Consider the following 15,084-nt stretch of genomic DNA (forward strand, 5'->3'; position numbering starts at 1 on the left):
GCGGCTGGCTCGCACCACTATTGAGGAGATGACGTTGATCGGTAGGGACGATGTCGGGACCATCGATGATCTGCATGCGTCGGCGACCAAGGTCGTCGGGCTGGACGATTTCGGGGCCGACGACTACCGCGCCGGGCTCGAAGTACTGCTCGAGTCCTATGCCAAGGATGCGGAGCTGACGCCGTTCGGCAACAAGGTGAATCGGGCCTTCCTGCGCGGGGCGCTGATCGCCCGGCTGCTCAGCGAGGCCGCGTGGCAACGCTTTCCGGAGCACGCCGAGGTGGCGATCGAGCGGCCGATCTTCGTGACCGGGCTACCGCGCTCCGGCACGACGGCGGTGCACCGGCTGCTCAACGCGGACCCGGCGCACCAGGGTTTGGAGATGTGGCTCACCGAGATGCCGCAGCCGCGCCCGCCGCGCGAGACGTGGGCGAGCAATCCGGTGTACCAGCGGATCGAGGCTGCGTTCGAGCAGCAGCACGTGGAGCATCCGGAGTTCATGGGCGTGCACCACATCTCCGCCGACCAGGTGGAGGAGTGCTGGCAGCTGCTGCGGCAGTCCGCCATGTCCGTGTCCTACGAGTGCCTGGGCTACCTGCCCACCTACTCCGAGTGGCTGCGCGAGCAGGACTGGACTCCGGCCTACCGCAGGCATCGGCGCAACCTGCAGTTGATCGGCCTGCCGGACGCCGGACGGCGCTGGGTGCTGAAGAATCCCAGCCATTTATTCGCACTCGATGCCATTTTCGCGGTGTATCCGGATGCGCTCGTCATCCAGATGCATCGCGATCCGCGAACCATCATCGCCTCGGTGTGCAGTCTCAACGAGCAGGCGTCGGCGGGCTGGTCCGACAAGTTCCGCGGCTCGGTGGTCGGCGCCGGCCAGTTGGATTTGTGGGCACGCGGCGCCGATCGCTTCCTGGCAGACCGCAAGCGGCACAATGCCGCCCAGTTCTGCGACGTCGACTACGACGACTTCGTTGCCGACCCGATCGGCACCGTCGCCTCGATCTACCGGCATTTCGACCTGCCACTGACCGAGGAGGCGACCGCGGCGATGGCGGCGCTGCACGCCGAAAGCACCTCCGGGGCGGCCCGTCCTGCGCACCGCTACACCCTCGCCGACTTCGGCCTCACCGCCGAGGAAGTCGACGAACGGTTCGCGGCGTATCGGGAGGCGCACTTCCCGGGGCGTTGATCCGGAGGGCAAGTCAGGCAAGGCGTTTCGTGCATGCTTGCATGGTGCGCAGTTTTCGGGCCCGTAGGCGGCAGCTGTCGTCCCACGGGCCCGAATTTGGAATAGCTTGGGCATCGGGGCATCTCGTGCATGGATGCAGCGCGCGCAATTCCGAGGGCGCACGCCGCATCCGCTCGGCGTTACGGCTGGCCGGGCTTGAGGACGATGAACAAGCCGTGCGCTTCGGCGCAGAGGCGGTCCCCGTCGTGCAGGGTGGCGCGCACGTAGACCTTGCGGCCCTCTTGGCGCTCGGCCCAAGCGCGGACCTTCAGTTCTGTGTTCAGCGGAGTGACGGAGCGGTAGTCGACGGTGAGCGAGGCGGTCCTGGTCACCGCACCGGCGTGCACCGCGGCGGCCAAGCCGAGCAGGTCGTCGAAACCGATCGCGATCTGGCCGCCATGTGCGGCATTGTTGCCACCGAGGTGGAAGGTGCGGAAGGTGATGCGCGCGTCGACGCCCTCGCGGTCGGCGTGATCGACGACGAACGGCGGCAGCGTGATGTTGCCGCGGGCGGGCAGATCGTGCCGGGTCCAGGTCGGCGTGGACCATTCGTCGACGATCGCGGCGTCCAACTTGTCGTTCAGCTGCTTGAGAATGCCGATCGTTTCCAGAGCCTGCTCGTCCGACGGGCAGGCGAGCCGCGCGCGATCCATCAGGCCGCGCACCTGCTCGACGAACTCCCCGTAGTGCGGCCCGCCCCTGGTGATGTCGATGGTGCCGTCGTCGTGCGCGTTCATCAGCTCGGTCATCGGCCGGAACGCGCCCTCATGGTGCTCCGCGTTCGGTAGCGAGTCACCGGCCTGCTGTTCGTTCATGCGGAACACGTTATCGGTTGCCCACCGAATGCTCTCGTCACGGGCGGCCGGTGGATCGGCCGATCGGGCCCGAAACCGTCGAAGTGGCCTAGGCTGGTCCGCGATCACCGATCGAGTGACGCGAAGGGGAACAGCAGGTGGGCGGCGCAGTTCGGCCGCTCGGCGCAAGGACGAGTCCGCTGGCGAAAGGCTTTGAGTAGATGGGTATTACGGCAGTTGTCTTCGATATGGACGGCGTACTGATCGACTCCGAGCCGGTGTGGGAGCGGGTGCGCCGGGACTATGTCGCGGAGCGGGGCGGGCAGTGGCTGCCCGACACCCAGCAACGGCTGATGGGCATGAGCACCCGCGAATGGTCGGAATACCTCAGCACCGATCTGGGCGTCGACGCACCGCCGGAGACGGTGGCACAAGAGGTGATCGAGCGGATGGCCGCGCAATACGACCGCAAGGTCCCGCTGCTACCCGGCGCGATCGACGCTGTGCAACGCATGAGCGAGAAGTGGCCGCTCGGCGTGGCCAGCTCCTCCCCGCGAACGCTGATCGACGTCGTCCTCGGCCGCACCGGCCTGATCGAATTCTTCACCGTCACCTTCTCCACCGAAGAGGTCGACCGCGGCAAACCCGCCCCCGACGTCTACGTCGCCGTTGCCGCCTTCCTCCGCCAACGCCCCACCGACTGTGCCGCAGTAGAGGATTCGAGCAACGGCATGCGCTCCGCCCACGCCGCGGGCATGCGCGTCATCGCCGCCCCGCGCCCCGAATACCCACCGGCCCCCGACGCCCTGGCCCTCGCCACCCACGTCATCACCGACCTGGACGAACTGACCCCCACCCTGGTCACCGAACCAGCCTGACCGCAGGGGACGCGACTGCGTCGAATCGAGGTACCCGTCGGAATTCGGCGACTGCGCAGATTCGCGAGTGATCCCGTCGCCGGGTCCCGTTCGCAGGTGACCATGATGCCGTGCGGCCATGGAGGCGGCGGTTCTCAGGGGAGTCCGCCATCAGGTCCCGTCCGTAGATGGTCACCGCGCCGAGAGGGACACGGCGGCGCCGACTCGCAGGTGATGCCACCGTCATGTCCCGTCTGCAAGTAATCGTCGTGCCGCGCGGGACATAGTGACGCCCAATCGCGATCATGTCCCGCTCGCAGTACGTCACCGTGCAGGCGGGACCTGGTGGCGTCGAATTGCGGGTGATGCCGCCGTCATATCCCGTCCGCTGGTGGGGACCGTGCCGCGCGGGACACCGTGGCGTCGAATCGTGAGTGGCCCTGCCGTCATGTCGCGTCTGCAGGTCGGCGCCGTGCCGAGGGGGACGTGGTGGCGAGGGGACACGGTGGCGCTGATCTGCGAGTGATGCCGCCGTAGTGTCCCGTTCGCAGGTGGTCGCCGTGCTGAGGGGGACGTGGTGGCTGGGGATCCGTCAGGGCTCGGGTCAGGGCTCGTCTGGGTGGTATGAGGCGAGGAGGGTGCGGGCGGCGGTGGGGAGGTCGGTGTCGAGCCAGGCGGGGAGGGTTGGGGAGTGGGCGTGGCGGCGTAGGGCGGCGTAGGGGAGATCGACTACGGCTCGGCTGATCGCGTCGATTTCGCGGTCGCCTGCGCGGCCGAAGCGGGCGGTGGCGATGCGGCGGAGGTGGTCGAAGAGGGGGGCGTTCATGGTGGTCAGGCGGGCGCGGAAGTCGTCGTCGGGGCCGCCGTCCAGGAGATCGCTGGGGCGCAGGTTCAGGAGAAGTCTTGCGTCATCGGGTAATTCGCGTCCGAAGGTGAGAGCGGCGCGGACCATGTCGACGCCCGCTTCGATCGCGTCGGGGTGCTCGGCGGCGGTGAGTACGCCGCTCTGGAAACGTTCGAGGGCGCGCAGCCAAGCGGCGGTAAGCACACCGTTGCGGTTGCCGAAGCGGTGGTACAGCGTGCCGACCGGCGCGCCACTGGCCTCGGCGATCGCCGCGACACTGGCGGCGCGGGGTCCCTCGGCGAGCACCAGGGCGCGTGCTGCGTCGAGGATCACGTCGGTGTCGTGCTTGCGGGGAGGTGCCATGTACTAGTACGTTCCTTCTATATGGAGCGTTTGTCCTATATTGATGAGCATGCCAGATCCGTCGACGCGAATCGCGACCGGGCCTGGAAGGCACTGCTGAAAGTCGTCTGCAAGGACCCGGCGGATCCGTCCACCGTACCGAGCGGTTTCGTACTGGAAGCTGCGGAGGTCCCCGCCCGGCTGGCAATGAAAGGGCGGCACTGGTTTTCGGAGTACGCCCTGGTCTTCGAGTTGGAGGAAGAGGGGGCGAGCCGGACCCGTATCGGCGCGAAGTCGTGGGGCAATTTCCCTGGGCTGCACGGCAAGATCTACCGCGCGCTCGTCATCGGCAGCGGCGGGCACAAGATCGTGGTCCGCCGGCTGCTGCGCCAGATCGCGGCCGCCGCATGATCCCCGGGTTGGTCTGGGGCGCCACCGACGCCGAGCGCGAACACGCACTCCCGTGCGACGCCCTGCAACCCACCGGGGTGCAAGCGGATCGAGCCATCAGCATCGACGCACCCCACGGCCTGGTCTATGCCTGGCTGTGTCAATTACGGGTCGCGCCATACAGTTACGACCTGCTCGACCGCTGGGGCCGCTCCAGCCCACGGCATCGCGATCCACAGCTCGCGGAACTCGAAGTGGGACAACGCTTCATGGGTCAGTTCGACCTGGTCGCCTTCGCGCTGAGCCAGCACATCACCCTGGTCACCGGGAAGATCGCCGTCACCTACGCGGTCCGTCCCGGGGGCGACGGCACTCGCCTGGTGGTCCGGGTGCGCATGGGCGGTCCCCGAATTATCGGACGCCTGTTGGCCTTCGGCGACGTCATCATGATGCGCAAGCAACTGCTGACGTTGAAAGAGCTGGCCGAAGCCGAGGATCGCGCCGAGCCACGAGTCGAACTGCAGTAAGGCTGTGTCGCGCTACGCAGTGAGTCGGGTCCGGTTCATGCGGTCTGCCGACGTTCGAGGATGATCTTGGCCATGGCAAAAGATGTTCAGCTCGGCGCCGTGCGCACCTGGTACGACGACACAGGCGACGGCGAGCCGGTGCTGTTGCTGCACGGCGGTTTCGTGGATTCTCGCTCATTCGAACCGGCCGTCGCCGGCCTGGCCGAGCACTTCCGCGTCTACCGCATGGATCGCCGCGGCCACGGCCGCACCCCCGACGTCGCGGGACCGATCTCCTATGACCTGATGGCCGAGGACACCATCGCGTTCCTCGACAAGGTCGTCGGCGGCGCCGCGCATCTGGTCGGCTACAGCGACGGCGCGGTCGTCGCCCTGCTGGTCGCGCTTCGTAGACCGGATCTGGTCCGCAAGCTCGTCTCCATCAGCGGCAACTTCCGCCACGACGGACTACTGCCCGGCGTACTCGACGGTTTTGCGCACGAAGAACCGATGCGGCGCTTGGCCGCTCGGTACGGCGAGGTGTCACCCGACGGCGAGGAGCATTTCCGGGTGGTCGCCGAGAAACTGCTGTCGATGGCGCGCGCCGAGCCCACCCTGACGGTCGAGGAACTCGCGCGCATCACCAGTCGCACCCTCGTCATCGCCGCCGACGACGACGCGATGAGCTTGGAACACACGATCGCCCTCTACCGGGCCATCCCCGATTCCGAGCTCGCCATCATCCCGGGCACCTCGCATCTGCTGGTGGTGGAGAAGCCCGCCGAGGTCTACCGCGTCGTGGGCACCTTCCTCAACACCGACGCGACCCGCACCTGGCAGCCGATCCGCCGCGCCTGAGTGGGGAGTGTCCCGAACGTTTCTATCCGGTAGCAGGAGCCCGGCGGCGCAAGATATTTGGGCAAACTATGTGCTAATAGTATCGCTGCTGGGCATCCGACCAGTCATGCTGAACGCATGGACTTCATGAAACCAGCCGAGCAGCTGTTGGCGCAGGTCGCGGCGAAGTTCGGCTCTGCGGAAGCGTTCCTGGACCGGTTGGCCGACGTGCGCGCCGAATATATCGACGACACCGTCGAGATGCCGCGCGTCGTCGGCGGGTTGCCCACGATTTACTGAAACTGGTGAAGTTCGGCTACATCGAACTTCCACAGCTCGAACCCGTCGGGCACGGTGTCGCCGACCGAAATCCGGTCGCGCGCCCAAGTGCCTGCCAATGCGTGCGGCTCGGCGCCGCCCGCGGCGGTGAGAATCGGCAGCGGATGGGTGCGCCGCCGCCCGGCCTGCTCCACCGCGGCCGCCTTGTCCACATAGCCGAGCTGATCGTGATTGAGGATGTATCGCCCGGTGCAGCCGTGCTCCGGCGGCCGCAGCGCCGCGACGGATGCCGCGGCCGCGTACAGATTCTCCGCGCCCAGCTGCCGCCGAGCCCACACCACCCGGGCGGGCACGGACAGCAGCCGTTCGATGCCCTGCACGCTGTGATTGCCGATCCAGGCGTGTTCCACCATCCGCGCACCGGGCTCCACATATCCGATCAGCCGGTAGTCGTCGTCCAGGAGCACTGCTCGATAGAACTGTCGCACGCGGCCGGATTCCTTTCGGAGGTAAGCGGTTTCGTAGCATGCTCACACTCGATTGCGGTGTAGCGATTACCACGGCGTTACAACCGAACTAGCGGGCCCCGCTGTCCTGCGCGCGGTCGAGCAGCAGCGCGCGCTCGGCCTTATTACCGGTCAGCTCGGCGGCGCGGATGAATTCGGCACCCGCTTCGGCGTGCCTACCGAGCTGGCTGAGCAGATCGCCGCGCACGGCGTAGTAGAGGTGGTAGGTGTCCAGCGCGCCCGAAGCCGCGAGCGCGTCGACGAGGTCCAGCCCCGCCGCCGGTCCGTGCACCTTGCTCACCGCCACCGCGCGATTCAACTCCACGATCGGCGACGGAAAGCGTTCGGCGAGCACGGCATACAGCCCGGCGATGCGCCGCCAATCGGTGTCCTGCGGCGTCGCCGCCATGGCGTGCACGGCGGCGATCGCGGCCTGCAACGCGTAACTGCCCGGCAGCAGGCCGCGGTCTCTGGCGACCGCGTTGGCGCGCCCCAACGCCGCGAACCCACGCCGGATCAGCAGCCGATCCCACCGTGCCCGGTTTTGATCGGCAAGCAGCACAACATCATTCGCCGGACCGGTGCGCGCGGGCAGTCGCGAGGCTTGCAGTTCCAGCAGCGCGACCAGCCCGTGCACCTCGGGTTCGACGGGCAGCAGCTCGGCCAGGATGCGGGCCAATCGCAGTGCGTCCTGGCACAGCTCGACGCGGATCCAATCCTCGCCCGCGGTCGCCGCATATCCCTCGTTGAAGATCAGATAGACGACCGCGAGCACCGAGGCCAGCCGCTCGGTCAACTCCTCGCCGCTGGGCACCTCATAGGGCACCTGCTTGGCGGCGATGGTTCGTTTGGCGCGCACAATGCGTTGCGCCACCGTAGATTCCGCGACAACGAAAGCGCGGGCGATCTCCTCGGTGGTCAAGCCGCCGAGGAGTCGCAGAGTCAACGCCACCCGCGACTGCTCCGGCAGGACCGGATGGCAGGCGGTGAACATCATCCGGAGCAGATCGTCCGCGACCGCGGCGTCCGGCTCGGGTTCGTCCGGCGTCTGCTCGGTCACCAGCTGGTGACCGAGCAGCGCGAGCTTGCGGGCGAAGGTCTGATTCCGGCGGATCCGGTCGATCGCCCGATGCTTGGCGGTGAGCATCAGCCAGCCGCCCGGATTCGGCGGCACCCCGTCGCGTGGCCGCTGTTCCAACGCCGCGACCAGCGCGTCCTGCGCCAGCTCCTCGGCCGCGTCGATATCGCCGACGACGCGGGTGAGCCCCGCGACCAGTCGCGGCCATTCCATCCGCCACACCGTTTCCACGGCGCGGTGGGTCTGCTCGGGCGACCGGTCCGGGCTCATCATCCGTGGTGGCCGATCAGGCCTCTTCGGCGATCTGCCGGAGCTCGACCTCGATCTCCCACTCGGGGCCGTGCACGTCGAGGAAGCGTGAGGTCCACTCGACCGCTTCCTCCTTGGTTTTCGTCTGCAAGATGCAGTACCCGCCGACAATCTCTTTGGACTCGGTGTACGGCCCGTCGATCACCGTCTGCTTGCCGCCGGACTGCTTGATCGTGGTGGCCTCGCTGACCGGGGTCAAGCCGTTGGTGTCCAGCAGCACGCCGGCCTTGGTCATCTCCTCGATCACCTTGCCCACCCGGTCCATCAGCGCCGCGTCCGGCTCGGGCGCGGTGGTGGGGTCGAGGTGGATCAGCATCATGTAGCGCATCTCGGGTCCTTTGCTCGTCGTCGTCAGGATCGTCCGATCCTCACCTCACTGCATCGAACGGCCACCACCCGAATCGACACTCCTCCGAAGATTTTCCTCGAGTATTTTCGGCGCGGAACGGCAGGCCACGGTTTCCGCGGTATTGCGGGAAGCATTCGCGGCAGGGAGCATAGCGGTGGAGGGATGTCATGGAACCTGGTGGCGGCGATACGTTCGCAGCGATCCCCGGACCCGGCGGCGCGGGTGACGGCCTCGCCGAGATCGTGGCGGCGGGTGGTCTGCACAACTACCAGCTGAAACTGCATGCCGTCTACGGTCCCGTCGTCCGTTTCCGGTTGCCCGGCGCGGAGACGGTGGTGTCGATCGCCGACCCGGTGCTGCTGGAGGCCACCGCGAAGGTCGACAAGCGGCCCGAGAAGCTATTCGAGTTCCTGGCGCCGCTGCAGGAATCGGATAATTTGCAGACGCTTTCCGCCGAGGAGCACACGCCGTGGCGGCGAGTGTTGCTGTCGGTGCTGGCCGGGCGGCGCTCGCACGAGGCGCATTTCGGGCAGTTCGTCGCGCTGACCTGCGACACGGCCGATCGGTGGGCGGACTCGGACGGGCCGATTGCTTTGCAGCAGCACCTGAGTGAGCTGTCGCTGCGGATGATCTGTGATTACGCGCTCGGTGCCGGTGCGGACTCGCCGGAGCAGGCCGGGCGGATCGTGTCGGCCTTCGAGGATGTGCTGACCGACCAGTTGGCTCGGCTTTATCAGGCCGATCTGCCGGGAACCGAGGTCGAACGTAGTGCCCGTGCGCAGCGGGCCTTGACCTTTCTTCGGACCACCGTGGATGACGTGCTCGCCGCGCATCAGGATGCCGCACGGCAGACCGACGGCAGCGACCTGATCGCCGCACTGGCCGCGGCCGGCCAACCGCCGGCGCGGATCCGCGACACCGTGCTGATGACCATGCTGGCTGCGCACCACACCACCGGCGTCGCGATCTCCTGGACCTTGTATCTACTCGCGCAGCACCCTGAAGTCGCGGACCGCGTCGCCGAAGAAGTTGCGGACGTACTGGGGAACCGGCCCGCGCCGGACTACGCGGATCTGAAACGCCTGACGTACCTGAAGATGGTGCTCGAGGAATCGATGCGGCTCTACCCGCCGGGCCCCTACGGCGCCCGCGAAATCTCGGAAGACCTTCGCGTGGGCGACTATACGATCCCGGCTGGGACCACGATCTTCTATCCGATCTGGGCCGTGCACCTCAACCCCGAATACTGGCCGCAGCCAGAGGTTTTCCGCCCAGAACGTTTCTCCGCAGCGGAATCCGCCGGACGTCCCAGGCTCGCGTACATCCCCTTCGGCCTCGGCCCGCGCAGCTGCGAAGGCGCCGCGCTGGCCATGGTCGAAGCACAACTGGTGCTCGCGGTTCTACTGCGACGCTTCCGATTCGAGCTTGCCCCTGGGCATTCGGTGGTTCCCGTCGAACGCTTCGTCCTGTGGGCGGCCGATGACATCCGGATGAACCTCACGCCACGCGTCACCTGATCCAGCTCTGGAGCACGCGGTTCTGCTTGCGGCTCAGCGCTGTTCGCCAGGCCAGACGGCTCGAGCGTGTGCGGCACGCGCGGTCCACCGGCCGTCGTAGCGGACTTCGACAGGGTGCGCGAAGGCGCTGGTGACGTTCTCGGTGGTGAGGATGTCGCGCGCGGGGCCAGCGGCGACAGTGTGGCCGTCGGCGATCAGCAGCGCGTGCGTGGTGGTGCTCGGCAGCTCCTCCAGATGGTGGGTGACCAGGACCGACGCGACCTCGGGATGCGTGTCACCGAGGGTATCGATGGTCTCCAGGAGTTGTTCGCGGGCAGCGAGATCCAGGCCGGTGGAGGGCTCGTCGAACAGCAGCAGGCGTGGTTCGGCGATGAGCGCGCGGGCGATCAATGTGCGGCCGCGTTCACCTTGGGAGAGCGTCGGCCAGGTGCTGTCGGCCTTCCCGGTGAGGCCGACGGTATCGATCATCGCATCCGCACGGCCGAGCTGATCCGGCGTTGGCGTCCAGCGCATCGGGGTGTCGATGGTGGCCGTGAGACCGGTCAGCACCACCTCACGAATGGTCAGCGGATAACGCAGCGGGTGGCGCGGATTCACATGCCCGATCGAATGGCGCAGGCGTTGCAGTTCGACGCGGCCCAACTGTTCACCGAGCACCCGAACCGTGCCCGAGGTGGGAAACATGACCGCGCCACAGAAACCGAGCAGGGTGCTCTTGCCCGCCCCATTCGGCCCGAGCAACGCCCAGTGTTCGCCTGCGCGCACGGTCAGCGAGATACCGTTGATGATCTTCTTGCCCTCGCGGCGGAACGTCACATCCGTCAGTTCGAGCACCGGTGCGCCGGTCACGTGCATGCCTCCTTCGGAAAGGGGCAGTTTAGCCAGCACGAACCCCACCGACGTACCCGGCATCTTCCGGCAAAACGCCCGGGGGCCACGGTCGTCCGTGCGAAGGTAATCGGCGTGGCGTGGCACGTGACAGGAAACCTCCCCGCCGAAGTGACCAGCTTCGTCGGGCGGGCCGGCGAAGTCGCCGCCGCCAGGAAACTGCTGTCCAGCACGCGGTTGCTCACGCTGACCGGGCCGGGCGGTGTCGGCAAGACCCGGCTGGCCCGGCGGGTGGGCGACACGGTGCGGCGCGCCTTTCCCGACGGTGTGTGGCTGGTCGAGGTGGCTCACGTCAACAACGGTGAGCTGGTGGCGCTCAGCGTCGCCCAGGCGCTCGGCCTGCGCGACGACACCAGCGCGCCGCTGAACGGCCTCACCGACTACCTCGGCGGCAAGCACCTGCTGCTCGTCCTCGACAACTGCGAACACCTCATCGACGCCTGCGCCGAACTCGTCGACCGGCTGATCGCGAGCACGCCCGAGGTTCGGGTACTCGCGACCAGCCGGGAGCCGCTCGGTGTGCTGGGGGAGCAGGTGCTGCCGATCGCGCCGCTGCCGGTACCCGAGGTGGACGAGGACTCCGGCGAAGTCGACGCCGCGGACAACGCGGCGCTGCGGCTGCTGATCGACCGGGCCACCGCTGCGAATCCCGAATTCCGGGTCAGCGCTGCCAATCTCGGTGCGCTGGCCGGGATCTGCCTTCGGCTGGAGGGCATTCCGCTGGCCTTGGAGCTTGCGGCGTTGCGGCTGCGGGCTTTCACCCCCGACCAGGTGCTGGAACGCCTCGACGACACCATGCGCCTGCTCACCACCGGACTGCGCACGGCACCGGAGCGGCAGCAGACGCTCGAGGCCGCCATCCGCTGGAGCTACGACCTGTGCACCCCGGACGAACAACGCCTCTGGGAGCAGCTCGCCGTGTTCGCGGGCGGCTTCGACCTGGCCGCCGCCGAGGCGGTGTGCGTACTCGAGCCGCCGGGCGCACTGGTCGACGCGCTCACCGGTCTAGTCGACAAGTCGGTGCTGAGCCATCGCCACGACAGCGACGGCACCGGCCGCTACAGCGTGCTCGAACCACTGCGCCAGTTCGCGCTGGCGCGGCTCGCGGCGCACGGCGACGAGTACGCCGTCCGTATCCGGCACCGCGATCACTATTACCGTGTCGCGCAACGCGGGCGCACCGAATACTGGGGTGCGGCCGACGTCGTCTGGTTCCGGGACGTCACCCGCGAACACGCGAATCTGCGTGCGGCGCTACAGTTCGCGCTCGCCGACCCGGACGGCGCGCATCGCGGGTTACAGATCGCCGCCGAGCTGCGGCCGTTCTGGGAGCACTATCGGTTCCTGCTGGAGGGCTATCGCTGGCTGATGGACGCGCTCGGCAAAGATCCCGCGCGCACCAGCGACCGGGCGCGGGCGCTGACCGCCGCGTCGATCATCGCGGCCATGCTGTCGGACACCGAGTCGGCGAACGAGTATCTGCGCGAATGTGTGTCGATAGCCACGGAATTGGGTGCCGAGGAGGTGCTGGTCGAGGCGACGCTGCTGTCGGCGGTGCTGGCCTTCGCCGAGTCTGGTCCGGTGCGTGCGCTCGAGATCGCCGAGGATGCGGCCGTGCGGGCGCGGGCGTGCGGACACCACGGCACCGAGATGGAATGCCTCGCGTTCGCTTATGTCTGCGCGATGGTGCTGGCGGACGATCGTGCGGGGGCATTGGCCGAGCAGTTCCTGGCGAAGTCCACCCAGCACGGTTCGCATCTGCTCGGCGGACTCGCCTCGTGGGCGGTCGGGACGAATCATTGGCGAAATGGGCACGAGGACAAGGCGATCGAGGAGCTCCGGCGCGCCCTCGAGCTATTGCGACTGTTCGATCGGTGCGTGTGGACCGCCTCCGCGTTCGATGGGCTCGCCTGGGTCGCGGCGGCAGGTCGTGACCTGAGCCGTGCCGCTCGGCTGATGGGTGCCGCGGCGACCGTGCGGCACGGCAGCACGCAGCGGCTCGCGCACGCGATGACCGACGTGGTCGGTGACAAAGTCCGGTTGCAGGTCTATGGGGCCATGGGGGACAAGGAGTTCCGGTCCGCCTTCGACGGTGGTGCCGCGCTCGGCCTCGACGAGGCAGTGCGCTACGCGCTCGGTGCCGAGCAGGCTGTCATTCCGCCGAAATCCCTTGCCGTCGAAAAACTCACGCGCCGCGAACGGGACGTGGCGCGATTGGTGGCCGACGGTTACAGCAACAAACGCATCGCCGCCGAACTGGTCATCTCGATTCGCACCGCGGAGAGCCACGTCGACCACATCCTGACCAAGCTCGGCTTCACCTCGCGCGCCCAGATCGCGGCGTGGGTCAGCAGGCACAGCCCCTGACCGGTCAGTCGCCGGTCGCGCCGGCGCTGCGCTCGCGCAGCAGGTCGGCATGCCCGTTGTGCCTGGCGTACTCCTCGATCATGTGCCGGTAGACCCAGCGGAGGTTGTACTCCAGGTCGGGCCGCCTCGGATGCTTGAAAGTGTGGTCGAGCGGCAATCGGCCACCGCGGCATCGGCCAGTTCGATCTCGCGCCGCAGTGCCGCGAAATCGGCGGTGGGATCAGCGGTTTCGGTGTCGTTGAAGTCGCCATCCAGGTTGTCTTCGCTGCCGCAAACGTACGGCACGGGCTGGGCCGCGGCGGCGAGCCGGAACCAGCCGCGTTCCACCTCGGTCATGTGCCGGACCAGGCCGTGCAGCGACAACGTGGACGGTTCGGCGGAACGCCGTTTGAGCTGTTTCTCATTCAGTCCCGCGCACTGCGATTATCGCGTGCTAGCCCGAGCGGGTGAACCGCTGTGCCTCGGCCCCGTGCAGTGTTCCGGCGGGCAGCCTGCGCCCGCACAACACCAACAGCAGATCCTGCGCCGCACCGGACACCACCTCGCCGGACCCATAGCGCCAATCCAGATCGTCGGCGCGCAACTCGATCCCCTTCAAATCGACCCCGAAAAACTTGACACTCTTCGGATTGATCGCATCCTGCACTATCCGCAACCGATCCTCCGGCACCTTCCGCCCCAGCCCGAGCCCCACCGTGATATCCAGCCCATGAATAACGTCATGACTCAAAGCCCCCGCGAACCCGCCACCCGGCGGCTTCCACGGATGAGCAACGTTGTCCCAGAGCGACTTCAACAGATCCTCCGCCGTCAGCTCCGCCGCATCACGCCGCGCCACCCGATCCGCCATCCGATGAAAACTCCCCGCCGCCCGCACCATCTCGACCGCGAACCGAGCCCCCGACAACCGATACGGCATGGTGATATGCGCAACCACCTCCCGCACCCGCCACCCCCGGCACAACGTCGCCCCATCCCACCTCTCGGCCGCGAGCCCCGCCAGCAACTCGGCAAGCTCGGTCCGCTCAGCAGTAATCGCCCTACGCACCCCGATATCGCTCATCGTCTCTCCTCGCCGGAGATCATCCCTCCTACCGCCTTCAGGCGCCAGAGGACGAGCGAATTCGCCGGGCAGCCGCTCTCGGCCGCTAGACCGGGAGGTGGCGGCGGTGGCGGCCGCGTTGGCCGGCGCGGGTGAAGCGGTTGGCTTTGAGGCCGTGTAGGGAACCGTCGGGGAGGATGCGGCCGCAGAGGATGAGGAGGAGGTTTTGGGCGGGGCCGGAGAGGATTTCGCCGGTGCCGTAGTGCCAGTCCATGTCTTCGGCGCGGAGTTGGATGCCGTCGAGGTCGACGCCGAAGAACTTCAGGCACTGGGGGTTGATGGCGTCGAGGACCGGGCGGAGTCGGTCTTCGGGGACTTTTCGGTCGAGTCCGAGGGGGACGGTGATGTCCAAGCCGTGGACGACGTCGTGGCCGAGGGCGGCGGCGAGACCGCCGCCGGGGGGCCTCCAGGGGTGGGCGACGTTGTCCCACAGAGATTTCAGGAGATCTTCTGCGGTGAACTCGGCGGCGTCCAGGCGGGCGGCGTGGTCGGCCATGCGGTTGAAACCGCCTGCCGCTCGGAGCATTTCGTAGGCGAAGCGGGGTTCGGAGAGGCGGAAGGGGAGGGTGATGTGCGCGAGGACCTCGCGCACCCGCCAGCCGCGGCAGAGTGTCGGTGCGTTCCAGCTGTCGGCGTCTAGTCCGGTCAGTATTTCGGCGAGGTCGGTTCGTTCGGCCGTGATCGCCCTGCGCACGTCGCTATCGGTCATTGTGTCTCCTCGCCGTGGTCTCCCCCCACGCCGTGAGATGCCACCCGACCGCGCCCGTTGTCCGGCCGAGCGGTACCCGGCGGTGGACTGAGCTGCGAATTGTCGGGATTGTCCCGTTCGGGTGATGCTATGCGCAGACGGCGCGGAGTGGGTTCTCGGCGTTTCAGACCGGC

At 67.6% G+C, this 15,084-nt stretch carries 17 protein-coding genes and 1 pseudogene; 9 read left to right on the top strand and 9 right to left on the bottom strand.

Annotated elements, in window-relative coordinates; all coding sequences use genetic code 11:
- The first annotated feature begins 28 nt into the window (after positions 1-28).
- Entirely contained in the window at positions 29-1,198 is a 1,170-nt protein-coding gene (locus NN4_RS35225; RefSeq protein ID WP_147140316.1) for a sulfotransferase family protein, read from the top strand.
- A gap of 179 nt (positions 1,199-1,377) precedes the next feature.
- On the opposite strand, the gene NN4_RS35230 is transcribed toward NN4_RS35225, so the two are convergent.
- Positions 1,378-2,052, bottom strand: a complete 675-nt coding sequence (locus NN4_RS35230; protein WP_147140318.1) for a PaaI family thioesterase — start codon at positions 2,050-2,052, stop codon at positions 1,378-1,380.
- Between the two features lie 200 nt (positions 2,053-2,252).
- Between NN4_RS35230 and NN4_RS35235 the strand changes: the two genes are divergently transcribed.
- Positions 2,253-2,909: an HAD family hydrolase gene (locus NN4_RS35235; protein WP_147140320.1), complete on the top strand. Its 657-nt coding sequence runs from the start codon at positions 2,253-2,255 to the stop codon at positions 2,907-2,909.
- A gap of 284 nt (positions 2,910-3,193) precedes the next feature.
- Complete coding sequence (locus NN4_RS46700; RefSeq protein ID WP_281289444.1) at positions 3,194-3,322, top strand: hypothetical protein; 129 nt, start codon at positions 3,194-3,196, stop codon at positions 3,320-3,322.
- Between the two features lie 170 nt (positions 3,323-3,492).
- Here NN4_RS46700 and NN4_RS35240 read toward each other — a convergent pair whose 3' ends face one another.
- The gene (locus tag NN4_RS35240) at positions 3,493-4,095 is read right to left on the bottom strand and encodes a TetR/AcrR family transcriptional regulator (RefSeq protein ID WP_147140322.1); all 603 of its coding nucleotides are present in this window, start codon (positions 4,093-4,095) and stop codon (positions 3,493-3,495) included.
- A gap of 21 nt (positions 4,096-4,116) precedes the next feature.
- On the opposite strand from NN4_RS35240, the gene NN4_RS35245 reads away from it, so the two are divergent.
- The 4 genes from NN4_RS35245 to NN4_RS45375 all read left to right on the top strand — a co-directional run bounded on the left by NN4_RS35245 (position 4,117) and on the right by NN4_RS45375 (position 6,107).
- On the top strand, positions 4,117-4,485 hold the full coding sequence (locus NN4_RS35245) for a hypothetical protein (protein ID WP_147140324.1): 369 nt from the start codon (positions 4,117-4,119) through the stop codon (positions 4,483-4,485).
- The gene (locus tag NN4_RS35250) at positions 4,482-4,991 is read left to right on the top strand and encodes a hypothetical protein (RefSeq protein WP_147140326.1); all 510 of its coding nucleotides are present in this window, start codon (positions 4,482-4,484) and stop codon (positions 4,989-4,991) included. Before NN4_RS35245 ends, NN4_RS35250 begins: the two co-directional genes overlap by 4 nt.
- A 72-nt stretch (positions 4,992-5,063) precedes the next feature.
- Complete coding sequence (locus NN4_RS35255; RefSeq protein ID WP_246181254.1) at positions 5,064-5,828, top strand: alpha/beta fold hydrolase; 765 nt, start codon at positions 5,064-5,066, stop codon at positions 5,826-5,828.
- Positions 5,829-5,945: 117 nt separating this feature from the next.
- Positions 5,946-6,107: a hypothetical protein gene (locus NN4_RS45375; RefSeq protein WP_159080367.1), complete on the top strand. Its 162-nt coding sequence runs from the start codon at positions 5,946-5,948 to the stop codon at positions 6,105-6,107.
- On the opposite strand, the gene NN4_RS35260 is transcribed toward NN4_RS45375, so the two are convergent.
- The 3 genes from NN4_RS35260 to NN4_RS35270 all read right to left on the bottom strand — a co-directional run bounded on the left by NN4_RS35260 (position 6,101) and on the right by NN4_RS35270 (position 8,307).
- On the bottom strand, positions 6,101-6,574 hold the full coding sequence (locus tag NN4_RS35260; RefSeq protein ID WP_147140330.1) for a hypothetical protein: 474 nt from the start codon (positions 6,572-6,574) through the stop codon (positions 6,101-6,103). The two genes, NN4_RS45375 and NN4_RS35260, sit on opposite strands and share 7 nt — an antisense overlap.
- A gap of 88 nt (positions 6,575-6,662) precedes the next feature.
- Complete coding sequence (locus NN4_RS35265; protein WP_147140369.1) at positions 6,663-7,940, bottom strand: RNA polymerase sigma factor; 1,278 nt, start codon at positions 7,938-7,940, stop codon at positions 6,663-6,665.
- Positions 7,941-7,956: 16 nt separating this feature from the next.
- Positions 7,957-8,307 carry a YciI family protein gene (locus NN4_RS35270; RefSeq protein WP_147140332.1) on the bottom strand — a complete coding sequence of 117 codons (351 nt, stop codon included), beginning with the start codon at positions 8,305-8,307 and terminating at the stop codon, positions 7,957-7,959.
- A gap of 188 nt (positions 8,308-8,495) precedes the next feature.
- Between NN4_RS35270 and NN4_RS35275 the strand changes: the two genes are divergently transcribed.
- On the top strand, positions 8,496-9,845 hold the full coding sequence (locus tag NN4_RS35275) for a cytochrome P450 (protein ID WP_147140334.1): 1,350 nt from the start codon (positions 8,496-8,498) through the stop codon (positions 9,843-9,845).
- 33 nt (positions 9,846-9,878) lie between these two features.
- Here NN4_RS35275 and NN4_RS35280 read toward each other — a convergent pair whose 3' ends face one another.
- Positions 9,879-10,694 carry an ABC transporter ATP-binding protein gene (locus NN4_RS35280; RefSeq protein WP_246181255.1) on the bottom strand — a complete coding sequence of 272 codons (816 nt, stop codon included), beginning with the start codon at positions 10,692-10,694 and terminating at the stop codon, positions 9,879-9,881.
- A 114-nt stretch (positions 10,695-10,808) separates the two neighbouring features.
- On the opposite strand from NN4_RS35280, the gene NN4_RS35285 reads away from it, so the two are divergent.
- Complete coding sequence (locus tag NN4_RS35285) at positions 10,809-13,100, top strand: ATP-binding protein (RefSeq protein WP_246181256.1); 2,292 nt, start codon at positions 10,809-10,811, stop codon at positions 13,098-13,100.
- 4 nt (positions 13,101-13,104) lie between these two features.
- On the opposite strand, the pseudogene NN4_RS47035 reads toward NN4_RS35285, so the two are convergent.
- From NN4_RS47035 to NN4_RS35300, 3 genes and pseudogenes are all read right to left on the bottom strand, one after another.
- Positions 13,105-13,463 (bottom strand): annotated as a pseudogene (locus tag NN4_RS47035) (mycothiol transferase).
- Positions 13,464-13,533: 70 nt separating this feature from the next.
- The gene (locus NN4_RS35295; protein ID WP_147140338.1) at positions 13,534-14,163 is read right to left on the bottom strand and encodes a maleylpyruvate isomerase family mycothiol-dependent enzyme; all 630 of its coding nucleotides are present in this window, start codon (positions 14,161-14,163) and stop codon (positions 13,534-13,536) included.
- An 85-nt stretch (positions 14,164-14,248) separates the two neighbouring features.
- The gene (locus tag NN4_RS35300) at positions 14,249-14,911 is read right to left on the bottom strand and encodes a maleylpyruvate isomerase family mycothiol-dependent enzyme (RefSeq protein ID WP_147140340.1); all 663 of its coding nucleotides are present in this window, start codon (positions 14,909-14,911) and stop codon (positions 14,249-14,251) included.
- Positions 14,912-15,084: the final 173 nt, after the last annotated feature.

Origin of the sequence: Nocardia ninae NBRC 108245 (genome assembly GCF_007990755.1) — a bacterium.
In the GTDB taxonomy this organism is placed as follows: Bacteria; Actinomycetota; Actinomycetes; order Mycobacteriales; family Mycobacteriaceae; genus Nocardia; species Nocardia ninae.